Origin of the sequence: Sporosarcina luteola (assembly GCF_023715245.1) — a bacterium.
Classification (GTDB): domain Bacteria; phylum Bacillota; class Bacilli; order Bacillales_A; family Planococcaceae; genus Sporosarcina; species Sporosarcina luteola_C.
Window position 1 is genome coordinate 25,098 of the sequence record NZ_JAMBNV010000001.1, and the last position, 23,790, is coordinate 48,887.

The following is a 23,790-nucleotide window of genomic DNA, read 5'->3' on the forward strand; positions in this document are numbered from 1 at the left end:
TTCAGTGTATATTGACAAATAGTTTAAAGCGTTAGTGTAATCAAGTGGTTTCCAATTATTTAAAAGTTATTGGAAAGCTATTGGCTATTTGTCTCATAGGAATTTGCCCAATATCATTCAAGAAATACTTATTTAGTTTAGGTTAAAGTAATTATATTACTTACATAAATAGGTAAAATATAGAGTGAGTTATCTATAACTAACCCAAAGAACCACCTCGAATGCAATATTATTTTCCCAATTTCAATTTATTTAATTGTTTGCTAAACTTAAGATGCAAGACAAATATGTTAAAACATAGGTTAAAAAAAGTTTTAGCGATTGAAGTTGTATAAACGATAGCCATGGTAATTATCCGAGAGGGAAAAAAGGAAGAATTTAAATCGGGGTTGGCTATTCATATAAGATTATAAATGTTGGATACAGCGCTAAAAGAATTTTATATTCAATTGGTAATAATTCCGCACCAAGTCATGTATCCGTTGACATAAACTCTTCCAACGGATACTGGGCAGGCGATTCAAATAGCTCTGATGAAGTAGCAGCGGACTTTTATTTCCGTATGATGGGCGGGGGTACTGGCTCTTGCTACGGATATAGTCTATCATCATCAATAATCTTTGTGGGATCACTTGGTATGCCGTATGAAGTAGCTGGTCCATCTAGCAGTAGGTGTATAAGAGCCAATTAATAAGGTGGTTGCCGAATGAGGAATTGGAAAACTGTAGTGATTTTGGTTTTAATATCAATTGGATTGCCCATCCTCCTATTAAGCTCCAAATCCAATAAGGAACCTTTTGAGAAGTATGTATTAGGTGATGCTAGTATTGAAATTTATGTTGATGGGAATAACTATCAACCCGTCCTCAGAGAAGGTTTTATTTTTAACAAGAAAACCAAAACCACTGCGTCACAAATATATCGAACTAATCAAGACGTATATTTTGATTATACTGTTTTCAATATGGGTGAAATGGATATTATAGTTGGAGCTGTGCAAAATAATGAAGTGAAGAAGATAGTCTATCAGGTATCAGATTTGAAATTAGAGAAAAATGTAGAAAGTGATAAACTGTTTGTTCTGTTTCTGCCTTCGGATGCAAATCTACGACAGCTGTCTATTGAACATCCATTAATTATATTAAAGCAAGGACAGACTGTTGAATACCCTTATAAGAAACTTCCGTAATATCTAGGAGCAGGATAGCCCCTTCTTTCATTCAAGTATTCCAAGGTGCAAGCATCGCGGCCTATGATTACCATTTTCATTATCATATCGCTGCTTTTATATAGTATGTACCTTAGATTTCGTAGTAAGAAAAAGGAACCGTATACGAGATTTAAAGGTACATTACAAGAAACGGAAGCATAACAAAAGGGGTGTCCAGAAAGTCAGTGAAAACTTACTTTCTGGGCAACCCTTTTCTGTATTATGGTGTTTTTTTATTTACCGCTAGCAATCAAATCATGCCGATGATACAGGCGGTGTCGATCCATTGAAAAAATACAAATGGCTCTTGTAATCAAAAGACTGTAGTCATCACCGCGGCTAAAGGCTCTAAATTGCCAAAATTTAGTGTGTATGGTCCGCGGGCAATCTGTATTGAGGTTTCTAAGATTGCGGGAGTAAGTTACAGTTTTATAAGGTGGTTGTCTACTGGGTTTAGTGGAAACCTAGGACACCCGCTACCTGCAAAATTTATAACTTGCGTCCTCTGCTATTTAATCGGCAATAAACGACTATTGTCAGTTTTAATATAGATTTTTCCATCTATTTCAACCGTTTTTACTATATTTTCCTTGAACATTATTATGCCACGTTCCTCAACGACTTTTGAGTCTTTTTTAAAGAGAACGGGGGTAATGGATTTATATATAGTGTACTTAGTATAAATAACATCTTCAATTAGTGGTGTTTTTGAATTCTTCTTTTCAGAGATTAAGTACGGTTTTGCAAGAATATTATTACTTTCGACATAAGCTGTATAAATAGGCTGTACGCGAAATGACCAGTTACACCACATGAGTACGATGATTGCTACAAGAATTGTGCGTACATTCAACATATTTAAGTTTTCTTTATTTATTAACATGTGAATAGAAGTAGGTAAAGAAAAGAGGGCAATCAATGCCATCCATTTATCAATAATTGTTCTATTGACTACAATAGCAAATCCAAAAAACTTCATCATAAGAAACAATAGAACGATGGAGGATAAGGTTAAGGAAGCGATATATATCATTTTTTTCATTTTGTCACTCTACCATAATAAAAAGCACCCGTAGGCTCGACTGCAATAAGTTGAAATAAGGGGTACTTCCATCGGAGTTTCCAAGGATTCCATGGTGCGAGAAGAAGTCGGGAGTTAATCAATCATCCATCCTACTCGATTTCCCTGTGCCAAAGGCTTCCATTTCGGAAACCTTGTCGCCTTTCAATAGATGGGTCACGCCAAATGTTTCGCCTTGCCCGTCATGATTAAGCGCAACGTCAAGGTCATTCGCTAGCTGCTTCAAGTATTCGAACGATTGTCTCATATTATGATGGACCGGTTTCCATTTGTCGGAAAGAGATGTATCTTCCTTTGCTCGCCCGTACGAGTCTAAATGAGCCGTGCGAACAAATTGTTCATGCAATATCCAATTCGCAAACATGGTCAAATTATCATATTCAATTCCAAATTCAGTGCCACTTAAATCTTCTGTATTTGGGTACAAGTCCTTGACTTGTTGTGCTTTCAAGTAATATTCGAACCCTTCGTCGTAGTTCGCTTCTATCAAACGAGGATCATCCAACGGTGCGGAAAGGATTGCATTTATTTCAGAAATCCACATGCCGATTTCTTCCTTGTCGTAGGCTTTAGTTAGGGGTTCGGTCGATTCCTTTGTTTCTTCTACAACCTTTATGTTCTCTATATCGTTGTCAGCTTTTGCGTGCTCCATTTTTATGTTCTCTATTTCGTTGTCGGCGCTTACGTTCTTCATACCCGTGTATATACATACCACCGTGATTGAAATACCAGTCACAAGAACAATCGAACCTATTAATAATTTGGATTTCATGTAATTTCCCCTCCTCTGAATTTATATATAGAATATCAAAAATATTTAAACTACGTCTACAAAAGGACGCCAGTTTTATATCCGGAGTTCCCGAAGAACTTCACAATTTTGAAGTTCCTATTTAGCTAAGATGAAACAATCCCGTGGAACGGTTTCTAACAGCGGGGTCGGCTCTCCAACGCTATACAATTGCAAATCATGCATCGCCCTTGTGCATGCGGTATAGAAAATCCTGCGAAGGCTCTCGTCGCCGTAAACATGCTCCGATGCATCATAAATGATGACCGCGTCGAATTCGATGCCTTTAGCCAAATATGCTGGTACGACAATAACACCTTGCTCATATTCCATTGAACCGATCTTTAACAGCTTGATGTCATCAATTGCCGATAAGGCTTCAAATGCACTTCTGCTTTCCTCGGCTGATTTGCCTATGATTGCAATGGTGTTATAGCCGGCGTCTTGGTAATCAGCGACTTTGGAAACGATGCTGCGGTGCAGCTCTACATGATTATCCACTTGCTTCAGAACTGGCTTGTCGCCTTCGCGTTCGAAGGGGACGATCTGATCTCCATTTGGCACTAATTTCCGTGTGAACTCAATGATCGGCTTTGTAGATCGGTAGCTTCTTGCCATATTGATCACTTCCGTTTCATCGGAACCAAATATATTTGTAAGTATATTGAAATCAGAAGTATCACTTGCATGGGCGAATATCGCCTGATTAAAATCACCTAACACCGTCATCTTTGCTGATGGAAACAATCGCCTCAAAAACTCGAATTGAAAAGGTGAATAATCTTGCGCTTCGTCAACGACGATATGTTTAATTGTACGATTCGCCTGAAAGCCCTTGATAAGCTCATTCAATAATAAAAATGGCGTAGCATCTTCGTAATACAATTGATCTTCATCCAACATAGTTAGGGTAGCTTGGCAGATGGCTGGCCATTCCGTAGGTGTGTCCCCGTTCATCCATTGTTTTATTGCCAGAGGATCGGCGAATAGCTGCTTATAGATGCCCTTCATATCGATGAATTCAAATTCCCGAACCTGTTTCCGTAAAGGCTTTAATCTCTGCTGTACAATCAATTGGGACAGTTCTTTGGTGTCCATCTCATAATCGGCGATGGAGTCTCTTTTAAACCCGCGCTTTTTTGCTAAGTACGCATGTGCTTTGTTATATTCCTCATCGCTAAGCAGTTCGATTCTCTCCTGCACCCAAGATTCATGCTGTTCAACTTTTTGTGCTTCTTTTAGTTTGTTCAGCAGCCAATCCTTCAGCTTTTCAAGCCGATTATGGAAGCGGAGGGAAGTATCTTTCCGGTAAAACCGTTCGGCAATTTGCTCCCCGGATACAATCGTTTTTCCTCGTAAGAGTAAGTCTTTGAATAGTATGCCGGAACCCTCTAATGATTCTCTATAGGCTTCAATCGCTTCGAAGAAGAGGGGTGAAGCCTTGAATCGGATGCTTGCTACCCTTGACTGATAGGAAGGAGAATCCGTTGCAGTTAGAACGTATTCTAATTGAACATAAGGATTTTCAACTTGATAATTCTTGCTTAACCGATGATTTACATATTCCTGAAAGGTCACTTGTTGCATATTCTCTTCACCGAGCTCGGGCAGTACATTGGACACGTAGCTGTTGAACAATGTGTTCGGTGAAAATAGAATGATCTGGTCGGCATTCAGACTGTCACGGTATTTGTAGAGCAAATAAGCGATCCGTTGCAAGGCGGCTGATGTCTTACCGCTGCCGGCAGGTCCATGAACGATAAGAAGCTTTCGGTGATCATGCCGGATGATCCTGTTTTGCTCTTGTTGAATCGTAGCAACGATGCTGTGCATATGTTTGTTAGTGCCTTTGCCTAGCACTTGCTGCAGTACCTCGTCTCCAATTGTGAGACTCGTGTCAAACATCGATTGCAGAACTCCGCCGCGAATAAGATATTGCCACTTTTTCTCCAATCTGCCTTGGATTACGCCGCCGGGGGTTACATATGAAGCGTCGCCTGGCTGATAATCATAGTAGACACTAGAAATCGGTGCCCGCCAGTCGTAGATAAGGAAGTCTTCACCACTATCATCAGATAACGTGGCAATTCCAATATAGACTTGTTCTTCAGTTGTCTCGCCTTCTTCAATGAAATCAATTCGGCCAAAGTAAGGAGCTTCGCTCATCCGATGCAACGTCGCCAATCGTTTGGAAGCATGACGATGAGTCGTTTGGCTGACAGCCAGTGCTTGCGCTTCTTGTCGTAATCCGATAATTGTTTCTAGGTAATCGTCAAACGTATCCAAATTGACTTTGACTTCATCCCAGAAATGCTTTCGGATCTGTACAACCTCATTCCGTTGACGTGACGTGTCCTCCTCCAATTGGCGAATCCGTCCCGTAATGACTTTCATAACTTCGTCCACTCTTTGCTGCTCCCGTTGAAAATTTGACTCCATTGCAAACACTCCTTTAAGAAAATGAGTAAAAGGGTTGACCGATAAATAGGTTATGAGGTATACTTAAAGTAGGGATAATATATTCATATTAATTAAAATGAGGACTATCTTTATAAACTTACCATAAAATTTCGTTCTGTTCAATGGGCGAACCTAATTCTATAATTATTGATTACTACAACCTCTTCTCGAGCAACTTCGGGAAGGGGTTTTTTGTTGTGAAGTTTGAATCATCATATCAGGCAGACTACTAATAGTAAGCGTGAATTTTCGATTTTTTTATAGTAATAGGTTTATTGAAAGGCTAACTGGGTAAGTAGATAGGTAGGTAAGTAAATTTTAGTAAGAAGTGCTTCAAATTGAGGAGGAGATGAGGAAGTGTTCAGGAAAAAACTTATGCCGTTGTTCTTTGTTATGTTGCTGATCCTGTCAGGATGTGCCGGCTTCAAGACCGGAGACAGTAAGAGCGCGGACAGCGGGGATAAAGTTGTTATCGATTTTTGGAGCTTCTGGGGCTCTGAGATCAGGCGCCCGGTCATCGATAAGATCGTAGCGGATTTCAATGAATCTCAGGATAAGATTGAAGTGAAGCATACATTTGTTCCATGGGGAGACATATGGACGAAGGAGCTGGCAGCAATCGCGGCCAAGAACCCGCCTGATGTCGTCATTAACGACATCAATGCAACAGCGCTCCGCGGCCAGAAGAATCAAGCGATGAACCTATCGCAGTTCCTTGAAAAAGACGATATTTCGGATCGATTCTATGAAGAACTTTGGAATGCAACTCTTTACGAAGGAGATTCATATGGCATTCCCTTCAATACAGATACAAGAATTCTATTTTACAATAAAACAGCTTTCAAAGAGGCTGGATTAGACCCGGAAAAGCCACCTGCTACTTGGGAAGAGCTTTGGGAGTATGCGGAAAAACTGGATGTTAAGAACGGAGATACATATGATCGGATCGGGTTTTATCCACTCTGGGGAGTGAACTCGGATGTGTGGATGCTGAACTCAGACGGAAAAAACTTCTTCGATGAAGACGGTGCCCCGATTATCGATACGGAAGCGAACCGGGAAACGCTTGAATGGGTATTGGATTGGCATGAGAAGTACGGGGCCAATACGATCAATTCCTATAAGTCGCAAATCGACAGCCAGCAAGGGAACCCGTTCTTTAACGGCAAACTTGCGATGTATGTGAATACACCGACATTTTACACGCAGATCCGCGATTATGCGCCGGACCTCGATTTTGGTGTAGCGATGTTGCCTGAACGTGAGCCGGGAAGCGGCAATACAAGTTGGGGCGGCGGTTTCGTCGCTGAGATTCCGCAAGGTTCTAAGCATCCGGAAGAAGCATGGGAATTCATCAAGCATTTGACGGATGCAGAAGCGCAGGAATACTGGGCTGTGAAAAACTTCGACAACGTTGCGAATATCGAAGCTGCTGAAAATGCGGCTAAAAACAGTGAAATGCCGGACAGGGACAAAGTTGTTTACCAAATGGCAATCGATAATATGGAAAATACGCTCCTGACGCCTGTGCCTGTGAACGCGCCGGATTTCATGAATTTAGTCAATCCCGAATTGGATTCGATTCTCCTTGGAAAGAAATCTATTGAACAGGGGTTGAAGGACGCACAGCAATCCCTTGAAAAACTGATAGAGAAAAGCAAGTGAACGGAAGCATGAGGAGAGCAAAGAAGCTCTCCTCGTTTTTACTACGTAAAGACTTCACAGGGAGGGGAATTGATTGCGGAAGAAATTAAATTATAAACGGATGGAAGGGCTGCAAGGATATGTTTTCATACTTCCTTGGATAGTCGGATTTATCGCCTTCACGGCGGGACCGCTCATCTTTTCGTTTGCGGCGAGTTTCACGAACTACAATATTACATCCCAGATGGATTTCGTCGGATTTGAAAACTACGAAAATCTGTTCACTGCCGATAATCTATTTTGGACATCCTTATATAACACCCTCTATTACGTGCTGTTTTCCATCCCGCTCACGACAGCCGGGGCGATCTTTTTATCGGCCTTGCTCAACCAAGACGTACCGGGCATCCGGTTCTTCAGGACGATCTACTATTTACCGGCAGTACTCTCAGGGGTAGGGGTTTACCTTCTCTGGATGCAGTTGCTCGATCCGGGAACTGGTTTGGTGAACACCGCCCTCGGATGGTTCGGTATTCCGGGTCCAAATTGGCTGTTTGATCCCGATTGGACGAAGCCGGCACTTATTTTCATGAAGATGTGGAGTGTTGGAGGAGGAATGCTTCTCTACCTTGCGAGCATGCAAGGGGTATCGAAATCATTATATGAAGCGGCGAAAATTGATGGCGCGAGCAGCTGGCAGCAATTCCGGTTTATTACAATCCCGATGATTACGCCAGTCATTTTTTTTGATATTGTCACGAGCTTAATCGGCGGCTTCCAAATTTTCCAGGAGGCATATGTTATGTCGAATGGTGAGGGCGGACCGGTGAATTCCATGCTGTTCTATAACTTATACATGTGGAAAAAAGCGTTCGAATCGTTCGATATGGGCTATGCGATGGCGATGTCTTGGATTCTCTTTATCATCGTTTTCATAATTACAATCATCAACTTGAAGCTTGCACCGCGCTGGGTTCATTACGAAGGGGAGGAGAGATGATGGAGGAAGTTGAAGTGGCAGCAAAAAAGAGGGATGCGAGGCGGTCGGCTTCAGCACCCGCTTATTTTGACAATATACATACAAAAAGAAAGCTCCTTTCGCTCATTAATTTCATACTGCTCGCAGCCGGAAGCCTCCTCATCCTGTCACCGATCTGGTGGATGATTTCAACTTCCCTTAAATCGATGGCGGAAGTGATGACGTATCCGCCAACGTTTTACCCTCATGAGTGGAATTGGGGCAACTATATCAAAACATGGAAGGCAGCTCCATTCGATACCTATGCGATCAATACAATTACGATAACGATGCTTGTCGTGATCGGGAGCGTCCTCGTAAACTCATTCATCGCATATGGCTTTGCTAAAGTGCCATTTAAGGGGAGGGGCATCCTATTTGCCGTTGTCCTATCGACGATGATGATTCCGGGATTTGTAACGCTCATTCCGCAATATGTCCTATTCTCAAAACTGCAATGGATCAATACGTATTATCCGCTTGTTGTTCCAGCCTTTTTCGGAAGTGCATTTTTCATCTTCCTTCTCCGGCAGTTTTACATGACGATTCCGAACGAGCTGATCGAAGCGGCCAAAATAGAAGGGGCGAGCCATTTCCGCATTTGGTGGACGATTGGTCTTCCGCTTACGAAGCCGGCGCTTGCGACCGTAGCGATCTTTTCCTTCAATGGCGCATGGAACGACTTTTTAGGGCCGCTCCTTTATTTGAACGATGAGAGCCTTTATACGCTCCAGCTCGGACTGCAAGTGTTCAAAGGAGAAATGAATACACAATGGAACTATCTAATGGCGGGGTCGCTCCTCGTACTCCTACCTGTCATCATTCTGTTTTTCTTCTTCCAGAAGTACTTCATCCAAGGCATTAACTTGCAGTCTGGAGGGAAGTGACGAGTAGCCTGTGATCATTAACGAAAGAGGGTATCCGAATGTCAAAAATTGTGTTAAAAAACGTATATAAGCATTTCGATAAAAAGGTGACTGCCGTCTCCGATTTTAATCTGACCGTGGAAGACGGTGAATTCATCGTTCTCGTCGGACCTTCTGGATGTGGGAAATCGACCGTTCTGCGGATGATTGCAGGCTTGGAGGAAATTTCATCCGGTGAATTTTACATCGACGGGAAGCTGATGAATGATGTCCCGCCGAAAAACCGGGATATCGCGATGGTCTTCCAAAACTATGCTCTCTACCCGCATATGACGGTCTTTGATAATATGGCTTTCGGGTTGAAGATTAGGAAGTTCCAAAAGGACAAAATAAAGAAGCGTGTAGAAGAGGCGGCTGAACTATTAGGACTTGAGGATCTTCTTCATCGGAAACCGAAGGCGCTGTCGGGCGGGCAAAGGCAACGTGTCGCACTTGGACGATCAATTGTCAGGGACGCCAAACTGTTTCTTATGGATGAACCGCTTTCAAACCTTGATGCGAAGCTGCGTTTCCAAATGCGCGCTGAAATCGCTAAGCTACATCAGCGGCTGAAAACGACTTCGATTTATGTCACACATGATCAGACGGAAGCAATGACAATGGCGAGCCGAATCATCATCATGAAGGATGGTGTCATCCAACAGATTGGAACGCCCAAAGACGTATACGATAACCCGGAAAACACGTTTGTTGGCGGCTTCATCGGCTCGCCTTCCATGAACTTTTTTGATGGAAGGATTGTGGATAGCCAATTCGTAGCGGATGATGTATATATTACTATACCCGAAGAGAAGATGGCGTACTTGCGGGAGCAAGGTTATGCCGGCAAAGAACTGACGTTGGGAATTCGGCCGGAGCATATCCATCTGTTGACAGGCGAGGAAGAGGCGGAATTGACGAACTCAATCCTGTCTAAAATCATCGTTTCTGAGCTCACTGGGGCTGATACACTCCTTTATTCGATGCTCGGCACCCAAGAAATGATTGCTGAAGTCGAGTCGCGAACGAATGTGACTGCTGGTGAAGACGTCTATTTGACGTTCAATATGGATTGCGCCCACTTTTTTGATAAGGAAACCGGTGTCAGAATTCGTCCTGAAAAATCAGCTGTGCTAGTTGGTTAGTGGGCAGAAAATTCCGAAGTTACTAAAGCATATTGACTTTTCGAATCACTCTCTGCTAGATTGTATTGTAATAACAATAATCTGTGACGAGAAATAGTAAGAGAAGAACCCTGTTCTCTAGAGAGTCGACGCTTGGTGAAAGTCGATGGACAGATCTTATCCGAAAATCATCTCCGAGATGTAAAGCTGAAAACAGTAAGCTTTACCGGATTTCCACCGTTATATGGAACACGTATGATCGTACGTTGACTGAGCGCCGCACTGTTTCTTCTATAGGGGAACTTGCGGAAAATGGGTGGTATCGCGAGCACAAACTCGTCCCTGATTTAGGGGCGAGTTTTTTTATGTGGAAAACTCGAGAGTTAAGTCACATATTACTAGGGAGGTTCATCGTTATGAAAAATGTAGTTGTCGTCGCTGGTTCGTTAATTGTAGCATTTGCTTTCAATTTTTTTCTCGTCCCATATGGGATACTGAGCAGTGGAATTAGTGGGATAGCTATTTTGATTGGGTTGATTACTCCATTTGATATCGGTGTAATGAATCTCTTGCTAAATCTGCCATTGCTCATTTTAGGATATTTTAAATTGGGAAGGTTGATTACGCTTAATACGCTCGTGTGTGTAGTGTCACTTTCATTTTTCTTATACATGCTGCCAGTCATTGCTGTGACAGACAATATTTTGTTATCGACGATTTTTGGCGGGGTCATAAGTGGAATCGGTGTTGGCTTGATATTGAAATACTCTGGAACGTCCGGTGGGCTTGATATTATTGCAATCATTCTTTCCCGAACGAGCAATATAAGTATTGGCCTTCTTCTAACGGGCATGAACGGCGTCATCGTTCTTATTTCCGGTGCCGTATTAAACTGGGATATTGCCTTATACACACTTTTATCCATCTATTTGACGGGCAAACTGATTGATAGCATCCACACGAATCATATTAAACTGACGATGCAGATTGTCACTTCGAAGGGTGAGGCAATCCGGGAAGATTTATTGAAATCCATCTACCGAGGCATTACAATCACGGAAGGGTATGGTGGCTACACCCAAGAAAAGAAACATATTTTAATGACGGTTGTTACACGTTATGAAATGTTGCAAGTGAAAAAGATTGTACGTGATTATGACGAGACTGCGTTTATAAATATATTTGAGACTGTTGAAGTAGATGGTGTTTTCGCAAAGAATTAGGAGGGTTTACGGATGACTAGAAAAAATGTGTTATTTTCAGGGCTCATGCTTTTTTCATTGTTTTTTGGGGCGGGAAATCTTATCTTTCCACCTCTTCTAGGATTGGAATCGGGGAATAATTTCGGCCCGGCGATTACCGGATTTCTAATTACCGGTGTACTGCTACCGTTCATGGCAATCATGGCCATCGCATTGTCTGAAAATGGACTAGTATCTATTGGGAGCCGGGTGAATAGACTGTTCGGCTTGGTTTTTGCAGTTATCATCTATATGTCGATCGGGGCTTTTTATGGGATACCGAGAGCTTCAAATGTTGCTTATGAGCTTGGTGTCAAACAAATTGTAGACGTCAATGGCTGGGTCGCGCTTCTCATATTCTCATTGGTGTTCTTCGGAGTGACGTATTTCATTAGCTTAAATCCTAAGAAAATCGTCGATCGCATCGGACAGCTTTTGACTCCTATTTTATTGCTCGTATTGGCTTTGCTCGTAATCCGTGCCTTCATGAAATTTGAAAATATCGCATCTCCTGCGGCGGAGAATTATGCGACTAATCCATTTGTCAAAGGATTCGTGGAAGGATATTTCACGATGGATGCTGTGGCGGCGCTGGCGTTTGGAATTGTCGTCATCAATGCTTTGAAGGATAAAGGCGCGGCATCCAAGTCTGAGCTTGTGAAAGGAACATTATGGGCTGGTATCATAGCTGGCCTCGGACTAGCAGTTGTATATGTTTCATTAGGGTGGATCGGCAAGGTTATACCGAACGAAAATGGCTTTGCAAATGGTGCTGAAATTTTGACAGTCGCATCAGACTTATTGTTCGCCAGTGGCGGCGGGCTTCTATTTGGATTAATTGTAACTCTGGCATGCTTGACGACATGTGTTGGCTTGATCAATGCTTGTGCGAGATTCTTCAACGAAATTTATCCGAAAATTCATTACCGTTCGTATGTCGCTATTTTTGTGTTAATCGGCTTGCTAGTGTCCAATTTAGGGTTGAATACGATTCTTAGTTTAGCAGTTCCATTATTGGTTTTCATTTACCCGATTTCCATTGTGTTAGTGATTCTATCCTTGTTCCAGCATTTTGCGGGCGGAGAGAAGATGATGTACCGACTTTCGGTATCTGTGACAGCAATCTTTGCATTTTACGAGGTAATGACAAATATCGGTTATAAGAGGGAAGCCTTAACCGGATGGCTGCTAGACGTTGTACCGTTCTTCGAGCACGGGCTAGGCTGGATCGTACCGGCATTTGTAGCTGCAGTGGTTGGTTATGGGATTGATAAGTATGGAGGAGAAGTCCGAGAATAATATGCTAATTGTCCGTCCCATGCAGACCTGAGTTTAATGAAAAAGACCCGCACTCCCGTGGAAACGGAAGCGCGGGTTTTTAGTATAGTTGAAACCGCCTGATGTGCGAATAAATGGGCTACTATCATCACATAACTTGAGTCATTATCGGATAAAGTTCCCCTTTGAAAGCAAACGAAACTCTGCCCGTCTCCTCAGATACTACAAGAACGAGGGCATCACTTTGTTCGGTTAACCCCAAGGCGGCACGATGCCGCGTACCGAGTTTTTGATCACTTGTAAATCTCCCGGATAAAGGGAGGACGTTTGTTGCAGAAACGATTTGGTTCTGATTCACCATTACAGCACCATCATGAAGGGGACTTCCTGGATAAAAGATGGACTCAAGCAAGGTATGTGTCAACTCCGCTCCTATTGAAATGCCGGGTTTTACTAAAGATTCAAGGGAGTCTTCCCGTTCAATCACAATTAACCCACCATGTCTCAATCTCGACAAGTTTTGTACACATACTGACAATTCTGGATACTTGTCTGTAAACGGTGACAGATAACAATTCAAATAAAAGGTGGCAGCTTTCATTTCAATGGACAGAAAGTCTTCTTTCGTTTTTTCGAAATTGCTGAGGAGGCAGTTATTCTCATCTACGATTGCCTCCATGTTATTCTGTAATGCTGTTATGAGATTAGTAATATCCTCTATTAAGATTTCTTTCATCGGTGAGAAATCACAATTTATTCTTTCCAAGAAAGTATACCTCCCACATTCCGACCTATCGTATCTAAAGTTTGTCCATATGGGGAAATTTTAATCATGAACAATCTGCCCGGCGCAGTGGGAATAGAAAGAGGACTGATTCAGAAAGTGGAAAATAGCCGACTTTCTGATCAGTCCCCATCAATAGAAAGAGATTATCGAATTGTTTTCAAAGCAGTTGCCCAAGGGATGACTTGGTCAAGCATTTGGTTTACGGACGAGGCTTGTACTTCTGCTGGTTTGAATTCCGTTCCGTTTTCAAAGTCAGTAAATAGAGATAGAGCTGGGTGGACACGAACGTCCGCGACGGATAGTTCTCCTAGGATGCCGCGTAAATGTTCCGCAGCACGTGCGCCGCCCACTGAACCGTATGATACGATGCCGGCTGCTTTGTTGTTCCATTCTTCACGAAGGTAGTCCAACGCGTTTTTAAGCGCTCCAGTAATGGAGTGGTTGTATTCTTGGACGATGAATACGAATCCATCTTGTTTGCCAACGATTTCTGACCATGCAGCCGCGCCTGAAGCATCGCTTCCCGGCTCGCCTAGCAACGGCAATTTATAATCTGCGATATCAATAACTGTATAAGTAGCATCTCCGCGTTGATCTGCCAATTCTTTTACCCAAGCACCTACTTGAGGGCTCACACGTCCATCACGAGTTGATCCTAAAATAATACCGATATTTAAGTTTGTCATTGTTTGTTCCTCCTGTTGTTTAGAACCGAATAGTTTATTAAAAAGTCCCATCCTTTTATGTTCACCTCCTCACAAATACTCTTTTTCAAAGTTCTTTGTACTGCGGACTGTATCAATTGGTCGTACAAGCCCTTCGATTTCTTCGCGTTTTTCTTCAAAGAACGGCGGCAATGATAGTTTTTCGCCAAGCGTTTCATACGGCTCATCCCCCATGAATCCAGGACCGTCCGTTGCCAATTCGAACAAAATAGAAGGGGTGATTCTTGTATACAAAGAGCCGAAATAATAGCGTTCTACATAGCCCGAGCTCGGGAGTTGGAAGCCATGCAGGCGTTTTTGCCATGCCTCTATGTCTGCGCGGTTATCTACTCGGAACGCAGTATGGTGGACTGTTCCGAACCCTTGACGCGCTTGTGGGAGTACGGTGTTATATTCAATAACTACCTGAGCACCGTTGCCTCCCTCGCCCATTTCGAATAAATGGAATGCATCTTCTTGTGCGATTTCCTTCATTACGAAGACTTTTTCCAAGATTTCTTTCACGTGATCAAAGAAGGAAGTTCTGATATGGATAGGGCCGAGTCCTGTAATTGCAAACTCCAAAGGAATCGGTCCTTTTTGCCATGGGGTTCCAGATTCAACCCCTTCATTGAACTCGTCAGAAATGAGCTGGTAGTGCTGATCATCAAAATCCACGAACGGCAAGATCTTTTTACCGAATTGTTCCTGGATGCCTGAATGCTTCACGTTGAATTTATCAAAACGTTTTACCCAATATGCTAGCGCAGCATCACTCGGCACACGGAAGGAAGTTTTGGAAATTTCATTTGTTCCATGAACTCCTTTTTGAATCCCGGGGAAATCAAAAAATGTCATATCTGTGCCTGGATTGCCTGCATCGTCAGCAAAAAACAGATGGTACGTTTGAATGTCGTCTTGGTTCACTGTTTTCTTAACTAAGCGTAAACCTAATGTATACGTGAAGAAATCATAAATCTTCTCCGCACTGCTCGTAATGGCTGTTACGTGGTGGATGCCTTTCAATTCGTTCATATGCAAGTTCCTCCTTATGTTTATCTTGAATTCGAGATATATAAGTAAAAAAATGTGTTAGTGGATACACTAACAGTATTTTAGTTCGTTTAATGCTATTCGAAAATTTATCTTTAATTCAAGGTAATAATAACATGCTTAAAACTCACCGTCAATAAATTCATACCGAAGAATGACAAGAGGCGTCTGGAAAGGTGGTTTTCACATGCTTTCCGGACGCCTACTATATTGTTTTGCATCAGTTTAGTTAGGTTTTTTTGCAATCGCTTCGATTTCTACGTCTGCGCCCAGTGGCAACGCTAGAACTGCGACACATGTCCTTGCAGGGTAAGGTTTGGAGAACTTCGTCGCATATACCTCATTCATTGCGGAAAAATACTTCATATCCGTTAGATATACATTCACTTTTACAATGTCATCTGGAGTGAGATTCGCTGCTTCCAATGCCTCAAACAAATGATCGAAGCATAGCTCCGTTTGTGCGCTGATGTCACCTGAAATGTTTTCTGCCGAAGCGGAGTTCATTGCGGTTTGCCCGGATAAATAAACTAAATCACCTGCGTCCACCGCAGCCGAATATGGACCTGATGCTGTTGAGCCCTTTACTTCATAAGCCTTTCTTGCCATCATAATTCCTCCTCTATTTATGAGCTGATATCCCATCATAGCGTAGTCAGCACTTTTTGTATAGAAGTTGAGTGTGCCCACAATACGGAATTCCTATTTGCTGGTGATTATTGCTGTTATATGTTTGCGAGGCAAAGGTTAGTGGATATAGAAGTAAGATGAGACACATAATAAGGGCAGTTTAGTCGAACATACAAGTGCGATAAAGACTTTGCTCCAAGCATAAATTCTAATTCATCCTAACCAGGGGGTCGATCCGATTGGAGGAACTCAATCGAGAGCAATTGAAAAAAGAAGGCTTTAATGATGACATCTTGCCGACGAAACCGGAGGAACGAAGCTGGAGTATCGGAAATTTTGCTTCCGTATGGATGGGTTCCGTACATAATATTCCGAACTATATTGCCATCGGCGCACTATTTGCTTTAGGGCTGTCTGTTGGACAAGTTTTCGCTGCAATTATGAGTGCATCCGTCATTATATCGGCAGTGATGGTACTAAATGGACGGGCCGGATCGAAGTATGGTCTCCCTTTTGCAATGCTGATCCGCTCTTCATTTGGAACAAAGGGAGCAATGGTCCCGGGGATATTAAGAGGGGTAATTGCCGCCATCATGTGGTTTGGTTTTCAAACATATGCCGGAAGCCAAGCTTTGTCCATTCTCATTGCGAAGATGTGGCCGCCATTTTTGACATTAGGCGGAAACTGGAACTTTTTAGGTTTATCATTGCCTGCGTTAATTTCATTCCTTATATTTTGGCTGTTCAATGTCGCTTTAATTTATGGGGGAATGAAATTTCTTGGGAAGTTTACAAATATCCTTTCCCCGATTGTCTATTTTGTCTTCGGGGGTATGGCGATCTGGGCGATTAAACTAGCTGGAGGAGTTGAACCCATCTTGGCTTACACTGGCACTGGGGTCAGTGGAAATCAAGTGGTCATCTTTATTGCCGCTGTCACGGCAGTCATTGCTGCATGGGCGGCTCCGATGGTAAGTGTCTCGGACTTCACTAGATTGGCCAGCTCCACGAAAAGCCAGGCAATCGGTCAAACAGTAGGGCTGGTTGTAACTTATTTATTGTTTGCCGTCGCTAGTATTTCAATTATTGTCGGATCTGAGATTGCTTTTGGAACCCCCATCTGGAATGTGCTAGATGTCGTAGCCCGGTTTGACAGTACATTTGCCATAGCTGTATCCGTCCTAACCCTTTGTTTGACGACCTTATCGGTGAACGTGACGGGTAATATTGTTCCAGCAGGTTACCAATTGGCATCGTTATTCCCGAAAAAGCTGACCTTTAAATCGGGTGCGACGATTGCTGCGGTCGTTGGAATTCTTGTCATGCCGTGGAAGTTGATGGAAAATGCGACTAGCATCTTTACATTCCTGAATATTATTGGCGGCTTATTGGCTCCAATCGCAGGTGTTATGCTCGCTCATTATTATGTAGTTTCAAAAACGGAAATTGACTTGGGTGAATTGTATTCAAAGAACGGAAAATATAATTACAAGAACGGTTTTAATGAAAATGCCCTTATAACGTTAGTTGTCTCAGGGGTTCTTTGCTTAATCGGCAACTTCGTCCCGTTCTTTGAACCGCTGTACGATATGTCGTGGTTTGTGGGCATTATATCAGCCTTTGTCCTTTACAGCGTGCTGGAAATGAGAAGAGCTGCTTAGGCTTACTAATGAATTAAAAAATGTGGAGGGGTTTATTATGGAAAAATACGATTTGATCATTAAAAATGGAACGGTTGTTACAGCAGATTCAACGGCAATAGGAGATATAGCAGTCAAGAACGGTAAAATCGTGGAAGTTTCTGTCGGCAAGCCGCTGGAGGCAACGGCGGATCAAGAGATAAATGCGGAAGGGCTTCATGTCTTTCCTGGCGTCATCGACTCACATGTGCATTTTAACGAGCCGGGCAGAACTGAGTGGGAAGGTTTGGAGACAGGGAGCAGAAGCCTTGCCGCCGGCGGAGCGACATCATTTTTCGACATGCCGCTGAATAGTACGCCCCCTACGGTCAATAAAGCCAATTTAGAACTGAAGCGAAAATTGGCGGAGGAAAAATCAATTGTGAATCCATATTACTGGGGTGGGCTTGTACCAGAAAACTTGGCTGATTTAAGAGATCTACACGAAGGCGGCGTCATCGGATTCAAAGCCTTTATGTCGCCGAGCGGAATTGATGATTTCCACAATGTTGATGATGAGACGATCTATAAAGGCATGAGAGAGATTGCATCGTTGGGATCTCTATTAGCCGTTCACGCTGAAAGTACGGTCATGTGTGAACAGCTTGCGGAGGAAAGAATCGGTCAAGGCAGAGTTACGGCAAGAGATTATGTCGAATCGCGCCCGGTCATTTCTGAAATCGAAGCGGTCCGAAGAATTCTCTCCTATGCAGAACTGACGGGCTGTAAACTTCACATCGTGCATGCAAGCAGCCGGAAAGTCGTTGAAGTGATCAATGATGCAAAACAAAGAGGCGTCGATATCACGGTCGAAACATGCCCTCATTACTTGTCATTGACCGTAAAAGATCTAGAGGAACAGGGAGTCATTGCAAAGTGTGCGCCTCCGCTGAGAGATGAGAGCGAGGTGGAAGATCTGTGGAATGCGGTTGCGAACGGAGAAATCGACACGATTGGATCAGACCATTCTCCGGCGCCGGCGTCGATGAAAGTCATATCGGATAATATTTTTGATGGCTGGGGCGGGATTTCAGGGGCCCAATCCATGTTGAATATTCTTTTGACGGAGGGGCATTTCAAACGGAATCTTCCGCTAGAGAAAATTGTTGAATTGACTGCAACGAACCCGGCAAAGATATTTGGCCTCGATACGAAAGGAACAATCGCAGCCGATTATGATGCTGATTTGACTCTCGTTGATTTGAATGAAAGCTTTGAATTGAAAAAAGAAGATCTGTTTTACCGTCATCAGCATTCACCTTATGTCGGCAGGACATTTAAAGGTAACGTGAAGAAGACAATTGTAGGCGGGAAAATAGTATTCGAAAACGGACAACCAATAACAAAATAATGGATAACTGCAATTCTAAAGTGGTTTTAGAGGGGAGGGGGATTTTTAGTTATGACATCTGGGGAAGCACAACCTCAAACTGAGCAGAAAAAGAAATTTACGATCCCCTATTGGTGGAAAGTGGTTTTTGCATTCACGCTAGGGTGGATGTTTATAAACGCGAATAAATATTTTCTGAATCCTATTTTAAGTAATATCGGCTTGGAATATAACCTGAATAACTCACAGCTAGGGCTTGTCAACAGTATATTTTTCCTGACGTACACGATTGCACAAATTCCAGCCGGAGCATTCAGTGATAAATTCGGAAGGAAGAAATTGCTAGTCATCGGGTTTATCTTATACGGGGTTTTGACGGGCGTCAGTGGTCTAATGGCTGGTTTTACAGGTTTTTTGGTAGCCCGTGCGCTTGCGGGGCTCTCTTCCGCAACCTACTACGGCCCTCAATTCGCCCTGTCATCTGAAGCGATTCCGGAAAAGCATAGAACGGTCGGCAGTGCAATCATAAACAGCGGATCAGGGATCGGGATCGCATTCGGATTTATTTTATCGAGTACATTAGTTTTGGATATGGGAATGAAATGGACTGTTCCCTTTTATATCTTTGGGGTGCTCACAGTTCTTGTAGGGCTACTGATTGCGGCATTAGTGAAAGAAAAAAATCCGGATGCAGTGAAAGAAAAGCAACTCGAGCAAGTTTCTGTAACTGACGAGAAGATTTCGGTCTTATCTTTACTTAAAAATCGAAATCTGTTGGTTACCTTTCTCGTCTTATTTTGTTCTATTTACGGCTTTACAGTTGTCGTCACTTGGTTGCCGAAGTTTTTGGAGACGGAGAGAGGCTTCCACGGCAGTCAGGTCGGCTTGATATCCGCCTTGGTCCCATTGGCTTCCATACCTGGGGCGCTTATCGCAAGTTATATTTCAGATCGACTAGGCAGGAAGAAGCCATTCGCTTTCGTGCTCATTCCGATTGCGGCTGTCGCGTTATGGGCAACCGTCTATGTTCATAGTACTGCATTACTGATCACAGCCTTATTGGTGTATGGACTATTTGGCAAGATTGCGCTCGATCCGATTCTAATCGCCTCTGTGTCTGAAAACGTCCGCCAATCGGCGTATGGAATCGCCTTTAGTCTTTATAACTTCATTGGAATGATTTCATCGGTCATCGCTCCTTGGTTTGTCGGTTTTCTTGCTGACAAAACAGGTAGTATGACTGCTGGATTTTACTCGGCGGTCATTGTTCTTGCCGTTGGATTGGTCATAATGATGTTCTTTAAAGAAAATCCAAAGGAAAAAGTACTTAGTGCATAGATAAGTAAGGAAAAAGCGATTTGAACTAAATACAAAAGGGGTAGATGAATGTGACAGATATAACGCGTGAAATTACTCACCTTGAAGAATGGTTAGCCGAACACGGAAAGGATCCTGAAGGCGGTGTCACCCGGTTACTTTATACAAAAGAGTGGGTGGAAGCGCAAAAAGCGCTGGAGAATTTAATGCAGGAAGATGGATTAACAACCCGTTATGATGAAATCGGAAATCTGTTTGGACGTTTAGAAGGCAGTACGTATAAAGAAGAAACGATTCTTACCGGCTCTCATGTGGATACAGTTAAAAACGGCGGCAAGTTGGACGGGGCGTTCGGAATCTTGGCAGGGGTTTTAGCAATTCGGCTATTGAAAGAAAAATATGGCCAGCCCCTCCGTAATCTTGAAGTCGTGTCGTTTGCTGAAGAAGAAGGAAGCCGTTTCCCTTATGCGTTCTGGGGATCCAAAAACTTTGTCGGCATAGCGAAAAAGGAGGATGTTCAAAACATCACGGATTTCGACGACGTACCTTTCGTAGAGGCTATGAGGAAAGCCGGTTTTACTTTCAGAGATGAATCAATAGCTTTCCGTAATGATCTGAAGGGATTTGTTGAGATTCATATCGAGCAAGGCAATGTTTTGGAGAAGGAAGGAAAAGATATCGGCGTCGTTCATAGCATTGTCGGGCAAAGACGTTTTACGATTGAAGTGACCGGCGTTGCGAACCATGCAGGGACTACACCGATGGGATATCGGAAAGATGCTTTATATGCCGCAAGTCAAATGATCAATAGCGTTATCAGTAGGGCGAAAGAATACGGCGATCCTTTAGTTGCGACAGTCGGGAAGATAGAAGTAAAACCGAATACTGTAAATGTTGTTCCAGGGGAGGCATTATTTACGTTGGATGTTCGGCACACGGAAAAAGATGTCCTTGTAAAGTTCACAGAAGAACTGACAACTATTATCAAAAGGATTGCTGCCGAATCTGAGGTGGAAACGACTATCGATATGTGGATGGACGAGGATCCGATTCCGATGGATAAACAAATCGTTGAAGCCATCGAAAAGCAGGCGAAAGAAAATGGATTCAATTATAAGATGATGCATAGCGGCGCGGGCCACGATTCTCAAATCATTGCGCCGGTTGTACCGACAGCGATGATCTTCGTGCCAAGCCGTGAGGGGATCAGCCATAATCCTTTGGAATATACAAGCCCGGAACAATTGGCAGTAGGCGTTCAAGCCTTGATGAATTCTTTATATGCATTGGCTTATGTGGAATAAAGTATAAAACTGTTTCTATAGGGAAAGTAGTAGAAGGACACAGTTTTGAAAATACCAAAGAAACAGGTGCAGTGATGAGTTTTTTAGCTAGATTGTTTGGAAAATCAAAGGAGATGGAAAAAATGACAAATGTTAATGTAGCCGTAATTTTTTATAGTATGGGTGGTACAAATTATCAATTAGCACAATGGGCTGAAGCAGGAGCAACAGAAGCAGGCGCTGAGGTTAGAGTGCTAAAAGTACAGGAATTGGCTCCACAATCAGTAATTGACGGAAATGAAGTTTGGAAGGCAACTGTTGAAGCGACAAAAGACGTTCCGGTCGCGACTTCCGAAGATCTTGAATGGGCAGATGCGGTTATCTTCAGTGTTCCGACCCGATTTGGAAATATGCCATCGCAAATGAAGCAATTCCTTGATACTCAAGGCGGTCTGTGGGCAAGTGGAAAGACGGTCAATAAAGTCGTTAGTGCAATGACGTCGGCACAAAATCCACACGGCGGCCAAGAAGCAACACTGCTATCACTATATACATCCATGATGCACTGGGGTGCAATCATTGCAACTCCTGGCTACACAGATCCCGTCCTCTTTGGAGCAGGTGGAAATCCGTATGGAACAAGCGTAACAGTTAGTCAAGACGGTAAAATGATTGAGGATGTGCAAGCAGCTGTTAAACATCAAGCTAAACGTACAGTCACCGTTGCAGAATGGGTTAAAAAAGGAAACCAATAATTCATCAGAACTAAGAGCTGCCTACTATCGGTGGCTTTTTTATTTTTATTTGAGTATGGTATAGTTTTTATACTTGATATAATTACTATACCTAGATACACTTAAATTAATTAGTGGAGGTGAGACTCATTAAAGTATGTCCTTATTTAGAATCATGCTTCGAGATTCTGGGAAGGCGTTGGAACGGGCTCATTATTCATTACTTGTCGAATTGCCCCGAGTTCACTGCCCATTTTTCAGCTATGAAGCGCGACTTGCCCGATATTACCCCTAGATCTCTTTCAATGAAATTGACCGAACTCGCCGAATATGATCTAGTCATAAAAAAAGTGACAGAAGGAACTCCAGTCATTATTTCGTATCATCTCTCTGAAAAAGGACAACAACTGGCTCTCGCATTACAGCCAATACAAGCGTGGGCACAGAAGCATATTGACCTGGATGTATCCAATCAAACAAAAGAAAAGGGGAATTGAAATGGACAAAAACAACATGATATGTGATATGGAAACTGGTATCTGCGGACCAGCGGGGGATGACACAGGAGCAATGGAATTCATCGATTTGTCAACACCGAAAAAAACGATCGACCTGTATTATGTAACTGATCCAATCTGCTCGCACTGCTGGGCGCTGGAGCCGGTCCTTCGGAAGTTTGTGCATCAGTACGGCCATTATTTTACTATGCATACGCTTATGGGCGGATTGCTCGAAAAATGGGGGGATGGTCCTGTCGATCCTGCAAACGGAATTTCTGGACCATCAGACGTTGCCGGTCATTGGAGAGAAGTTGGGGAACACTCTCGCATGCCGATTGACGGAACGGTTTGGTACGACAATCCAATCGAATCATCCTTCATCCCTTCACGTGTATATAAGGTTATTCAGGAGAAGCATCCGGAGCTTGCAAACACATTTTTGCGCCGAGCACGTGAAGAGCTATTTGCCTTCAATAAAAACATTGCACAAGATGATATCCTGATTGAAATTGTCAACCAAGTTGGGTTGAATGGGGAAGAGGTCGTTAAGCAATCCAAACTACCGGCAGCAAATACAAAGTTGCATGAAGATTTTGAGCTCGTCCGTAAGTTAGGAGTCCGTGGGTTCCCGACAATCGTCATGATGAATGAAGAACAACAAGGCGTCCGGATTGTCGGGGCTAGAACGTTAGAGGACTATGCAAATGGACTTCAACGCCTGTTGCCGAATGAAACGATAAAGCCGAAGGAACTTTCTGGATTGGATCAATTGCTTCAAGAGGAAAAGTTGTTGTTCTCTCGCGAAATTGAAGAATTCTATTCGATTGAAAAAAGTGAGTTGGATGACTTCCTACAAAGCCAATTAGCACAAAATGCTTACACCGTAAGTAGCATTCTTGATGAAAAATACATTCAATCAAAATAATCTTAACAAAAGCGACTCCTCACAAGGATGTCGCTTTTTACTTATCATCTATTTTTACCGTGTAATTCGGAATGGAAGGGGAAAACTAAAGAGAGGC

At 42.9% G+C, this 23,790-nt stretch carries 21 protein-coding genes, 1 pseudogene and 1 other annotated feature; of the genes and pseudogenes, 14 read left to right on the plus strand and 8 right to left on the minus strand.

Going from position 1 to position 23,790, the window contains the following annotated elements:
• The first annotated feature begins 706 nt into the window (after positions 1-706).
• On the plus strand, positions 707-1,189 hold the full coding sequence (locus tag M3152_RS00130; RefSeq protein ID WP_251692926.1) for a hypothetical protein: 483 nt from the start codon (positions 707-709) through the stop codon (positions 1,187-1,189).
• A gap of 271 nt (positions 1,190-1,460) precedes the next feature.
• Here the strand turns inward: M3152_RS00130 and M3152_RS18140 are convergent.
• From M3152_RS18140 to helD, 4 genes and pseudogenes are all read right to left on the minus strand, one after another.
• Positions 1,461-1,571: pseudogene (locus M3152_RS18140) on the minus strand (DMT family transporter); the annotation flags it as partial.
• 147 nt (positions 1,572-1,718) lie between these two features.
• The gene (locus M3152_RS00135; RefSeq protein ID WP_251692928.1) at positions 1,719-2,252 is read right to left on the minus strand and encodes a hypothetical protein; all 534 of its coding nucleotides are present in this window, start codon (positions 2,250-2,252) and stop codon (positions 1,719-1,721) included.
• A gap of 118 nt (positions 2,253-2,370) precedes the next feature.
• Positions 2,371-3,063: a hypothetical protein gene (locus M3152_RS00140; RefSeq protein ID WP_251692930.1), complete on the minus strand. Its 693-nt coding sequence runs from the start codon at positions 3,061-3,063 to the stop codon at positions 2,371-2,373.
• Positions 3,064-3,180: 117 nt separating this feature from the next.
• On the minus strand, positions 3,181-5,520 hold the full coding sequence (gene helD / locus M3152_RS00145; RefSeq protein WP_251692932.1) for an RNA polymerase recycling motor HelD: 2,340 nt from the start codon (positions 5,518-5,520) through the stop codon (positions 3,181-3,183).
• Between the two features lie 378 nt (positions 5,521-5,898).
• On the opposite strand from helD, the gene M3152_RS00150 reads away from it, so the two are divergent.
• The 6 genes from M3152_RS00150 to brnQ all read left to right on the plus strand — a co-directional run bounded on the left by M3152_RS00150 (position 5,899) and on the right by brnQ (position 12,772).
• On the plus strand, positions 5,899-7,206 hold the full coding sequence (locus M3152_RS00150; RefSeq protein WP_251692934.1) for an ABC transporter substrate-binding protein: 1,308 nt from the start codon (positions 5,899-5,901) through the stop codon (positions 7,204-7,206).
• A 73-nt stretch (positions 7,207-7,279) separates the two neighbouring features.
• Positions 7,280-8,185, plus strand: a complete 906-nt coding sequence (locus M3152_RS00155) for a carbohydrate ABC transporter permease (RefSeq protein ID WP_251692937.1) — start codon at positions 7,280-7,282, stop codon at positions 8,183-8,185.
• On the plus strand, positions 8,185-9,090 hold the full coding sequence (locus tag M3152_RS00160) for a carbohydrate ABC transporter permease (protein WP_251692938.1): 906 nt from the start codon (positions 8,185-8,187) through the stop codon (positions 9,088-9,090). Before M3152_RS00155 ends, M3152_RS00160 begins: the two co-directional genes overlap by 1 nt.
• A 38-nt stretch (positions 9,091-9,128) precedes the next feature.
• Positions 9,129-10,253: an ABC transporter ATP-binding protein gene (locus M3152_RS00165; protein ID WP_251692940.1), complete on the plus strand. Its 1,125-nt coding sequence runs from the start codon at positions 9,129-9,131 to the stop codon at positions 10,251-10,253.
• A gap of 74 nt (positions 10,254-10,327) precedes the next feature.
• Positions 10,328-10,579: a binding site (T-box leader), on the plus strand.
• A 69-nt stretch (positions 10,580-10,648) separates the two neighbouring features.
• Positions 10,649-11,455 carry a YitT family protein gene (locus M3152_RS00170; protein ID WP_251692942.1) on the plus strand — a complete coding sequence of 269 codons (807 nt, stop codon included), beginning with the start codon at positions 10,649-10,651 and terminating at the stop codon, positions 11,453-11,455.
• Positions 11,456-11,467: 12 nt separating this feature from the next.
• Positions 11,468-12,772 (plus strand): branched-chain amino acid transport system II carrier protein, encoded by a 1,305-nt coding sequence (brnQ, locus tag M3152_RS00175; RefSeq protein WP_251692944.1) that lies wholly within the window; start codon positions 11,468-11,470, stop codon positions 12,770-12,772.
• 127 nt (positions 12,773-12,899) lie between these two features.
• Here the strand turns inward: brnQ and cdaS are convergent, their stop codons facing one another.
• From cdaS to M3152_RS00195, 4 genes are all read right to left on the minus strand, one after another.
• Positions 12,900-13,517, minus strand: a complete 618-nt coding sequence (cdaS, locus tag M3152_RS00180; RefSeq protein WP_251692945.1) for a sporulation-specific diadenylate cyclase CdaS — start codon at positions 13,515-13,517, stop codon at positions 12,900-12,902.
• 164 nt (positions 13,518-13,681) lie between these two features.
• Complete coding sequence (locus M3152_RS00185) at positions 13,682-14,275, minus strand: NADPH-dependent FMN reductase (protein ID WP_251692947.1); 594 nt, start codon at positions 14,273-14,275, stop codon at positions 13,682-13,684.
• An 18-nt stretch (positions 14,276-14,293) separates the two neighbouring features.
• The gene (locus M3152_RS00190) at positions 14,294-15,277 is read right to left on the minus strand and encodes a ring-cleaving dioxygenase (RefSeq protein ID WP_251692949.1); all 984 of its coding nucleotides are present in this window, start codon (positions 15,275-15,277) and stop codon (positions 14,294-14,296) included.
• Between the two features lie 243 nt (positions 15,278-15,520).
• Positions 15,521-15,904, minus strand: a complete 384-nt coding sequence (locus M3152_RS00195; protein ID WP_251692951.1) for a RidA family protein — start codon at positions 15,902-15,904, stop codon at positions 15,521-15,523.
• 260 nt (positions 15,905-16,164) lie between these two features.
• Between M3152_RS00195 and allW the strand changes: the two genes are divergently transcribed.
• From allW to M3152_RS00230, 7 genes are all read left to right on the plus strand, one after another.
• The gene (allW, locus tag M3152_RS00200; protein WP_251692953.1) at positions 16,165-17,586 is read left to right on the plus strand and encodes an allantoin permease; all 1,422 of its coding nucleotides are present in this window, start codon (positions 16,165-16,167) and stop codon (positions 17,584-17,586) included.
• A 37-nt stretch (positions 17,587-17,623) separates the two neighbouring features.
• Positions 17,624-18,955: an allantoinase gene (locus M3152_RS00205; RefSeq protein WP_251692956.1), complete on the plus strand. Its 1,332-nt coding sequence runs from the start codon at positions 17,624-17,626 to the stop codon at positions 18,953-18,955.
• Between the two features lie 51 nt (positions 18,956-19,006).
• The gene (locus M3152_RS00210) at positions 19,007-20,272 is read left to right on the plus strand and encodes an MFS transporter (RefSeq protein ID WP_251692957.1); all 1,266 of its coding nucleotides are present in this window, start codon (positions 19,007-19,009) and stop codon (positions 20,270-20,272) included.
• Positions 20,273-20,316: 44 nt separating this feature from the next.
• Positions 20,317-21,555, plus strand: a complete 1,239-nt coding sequence (gene allC, locus M3152_RS00215) for an allantoate deiminase (RefSeq protein ID WP_251692960.1) — start codon at positions 20,317-20,319, stop codon at positions 21,553-21,555.
• A gap of 122 nt (positions 21,556-21,677) precedes the next feature.
• Positions 21,678-22,289, plus strand: a complete 612-nt coding sequence (wrbA, locus tag M3152_RS00220; RefSeq protein WP_251692961.1) for an NAD(P)H:quinone oxidoreductase — start codon at positions 21,678-21,680, stop codon at positions 22,287-22,289.
• 128 nt (positions 22,290-22,417) lie between these two features.
• Positions 22,418-22,765 (plus strand): winged helix-turn-helix transcriptional regulator, encoded by a 348-nt coding sequence (locus M3152_RS00225; protein WP_251695203.1) that lies wholly within the window; start codon positions 22,418-22,420, stop codon positions 22,763-22,765.
• A gap of 1 nt (position 22,766) precedes the next feature.
• Complete coding sequence (locus M3152_RS00230; RefSeq protein ID WP_251692963.1) at positions 22,767-23,693, plus strand: DsbA family protein; 927 nt, start codon at positions 22,767-22,769, stop codon at positions 23,691-23,693.
• Positions 23,694-23,790 lie beyond the last annotated feature (97 nt).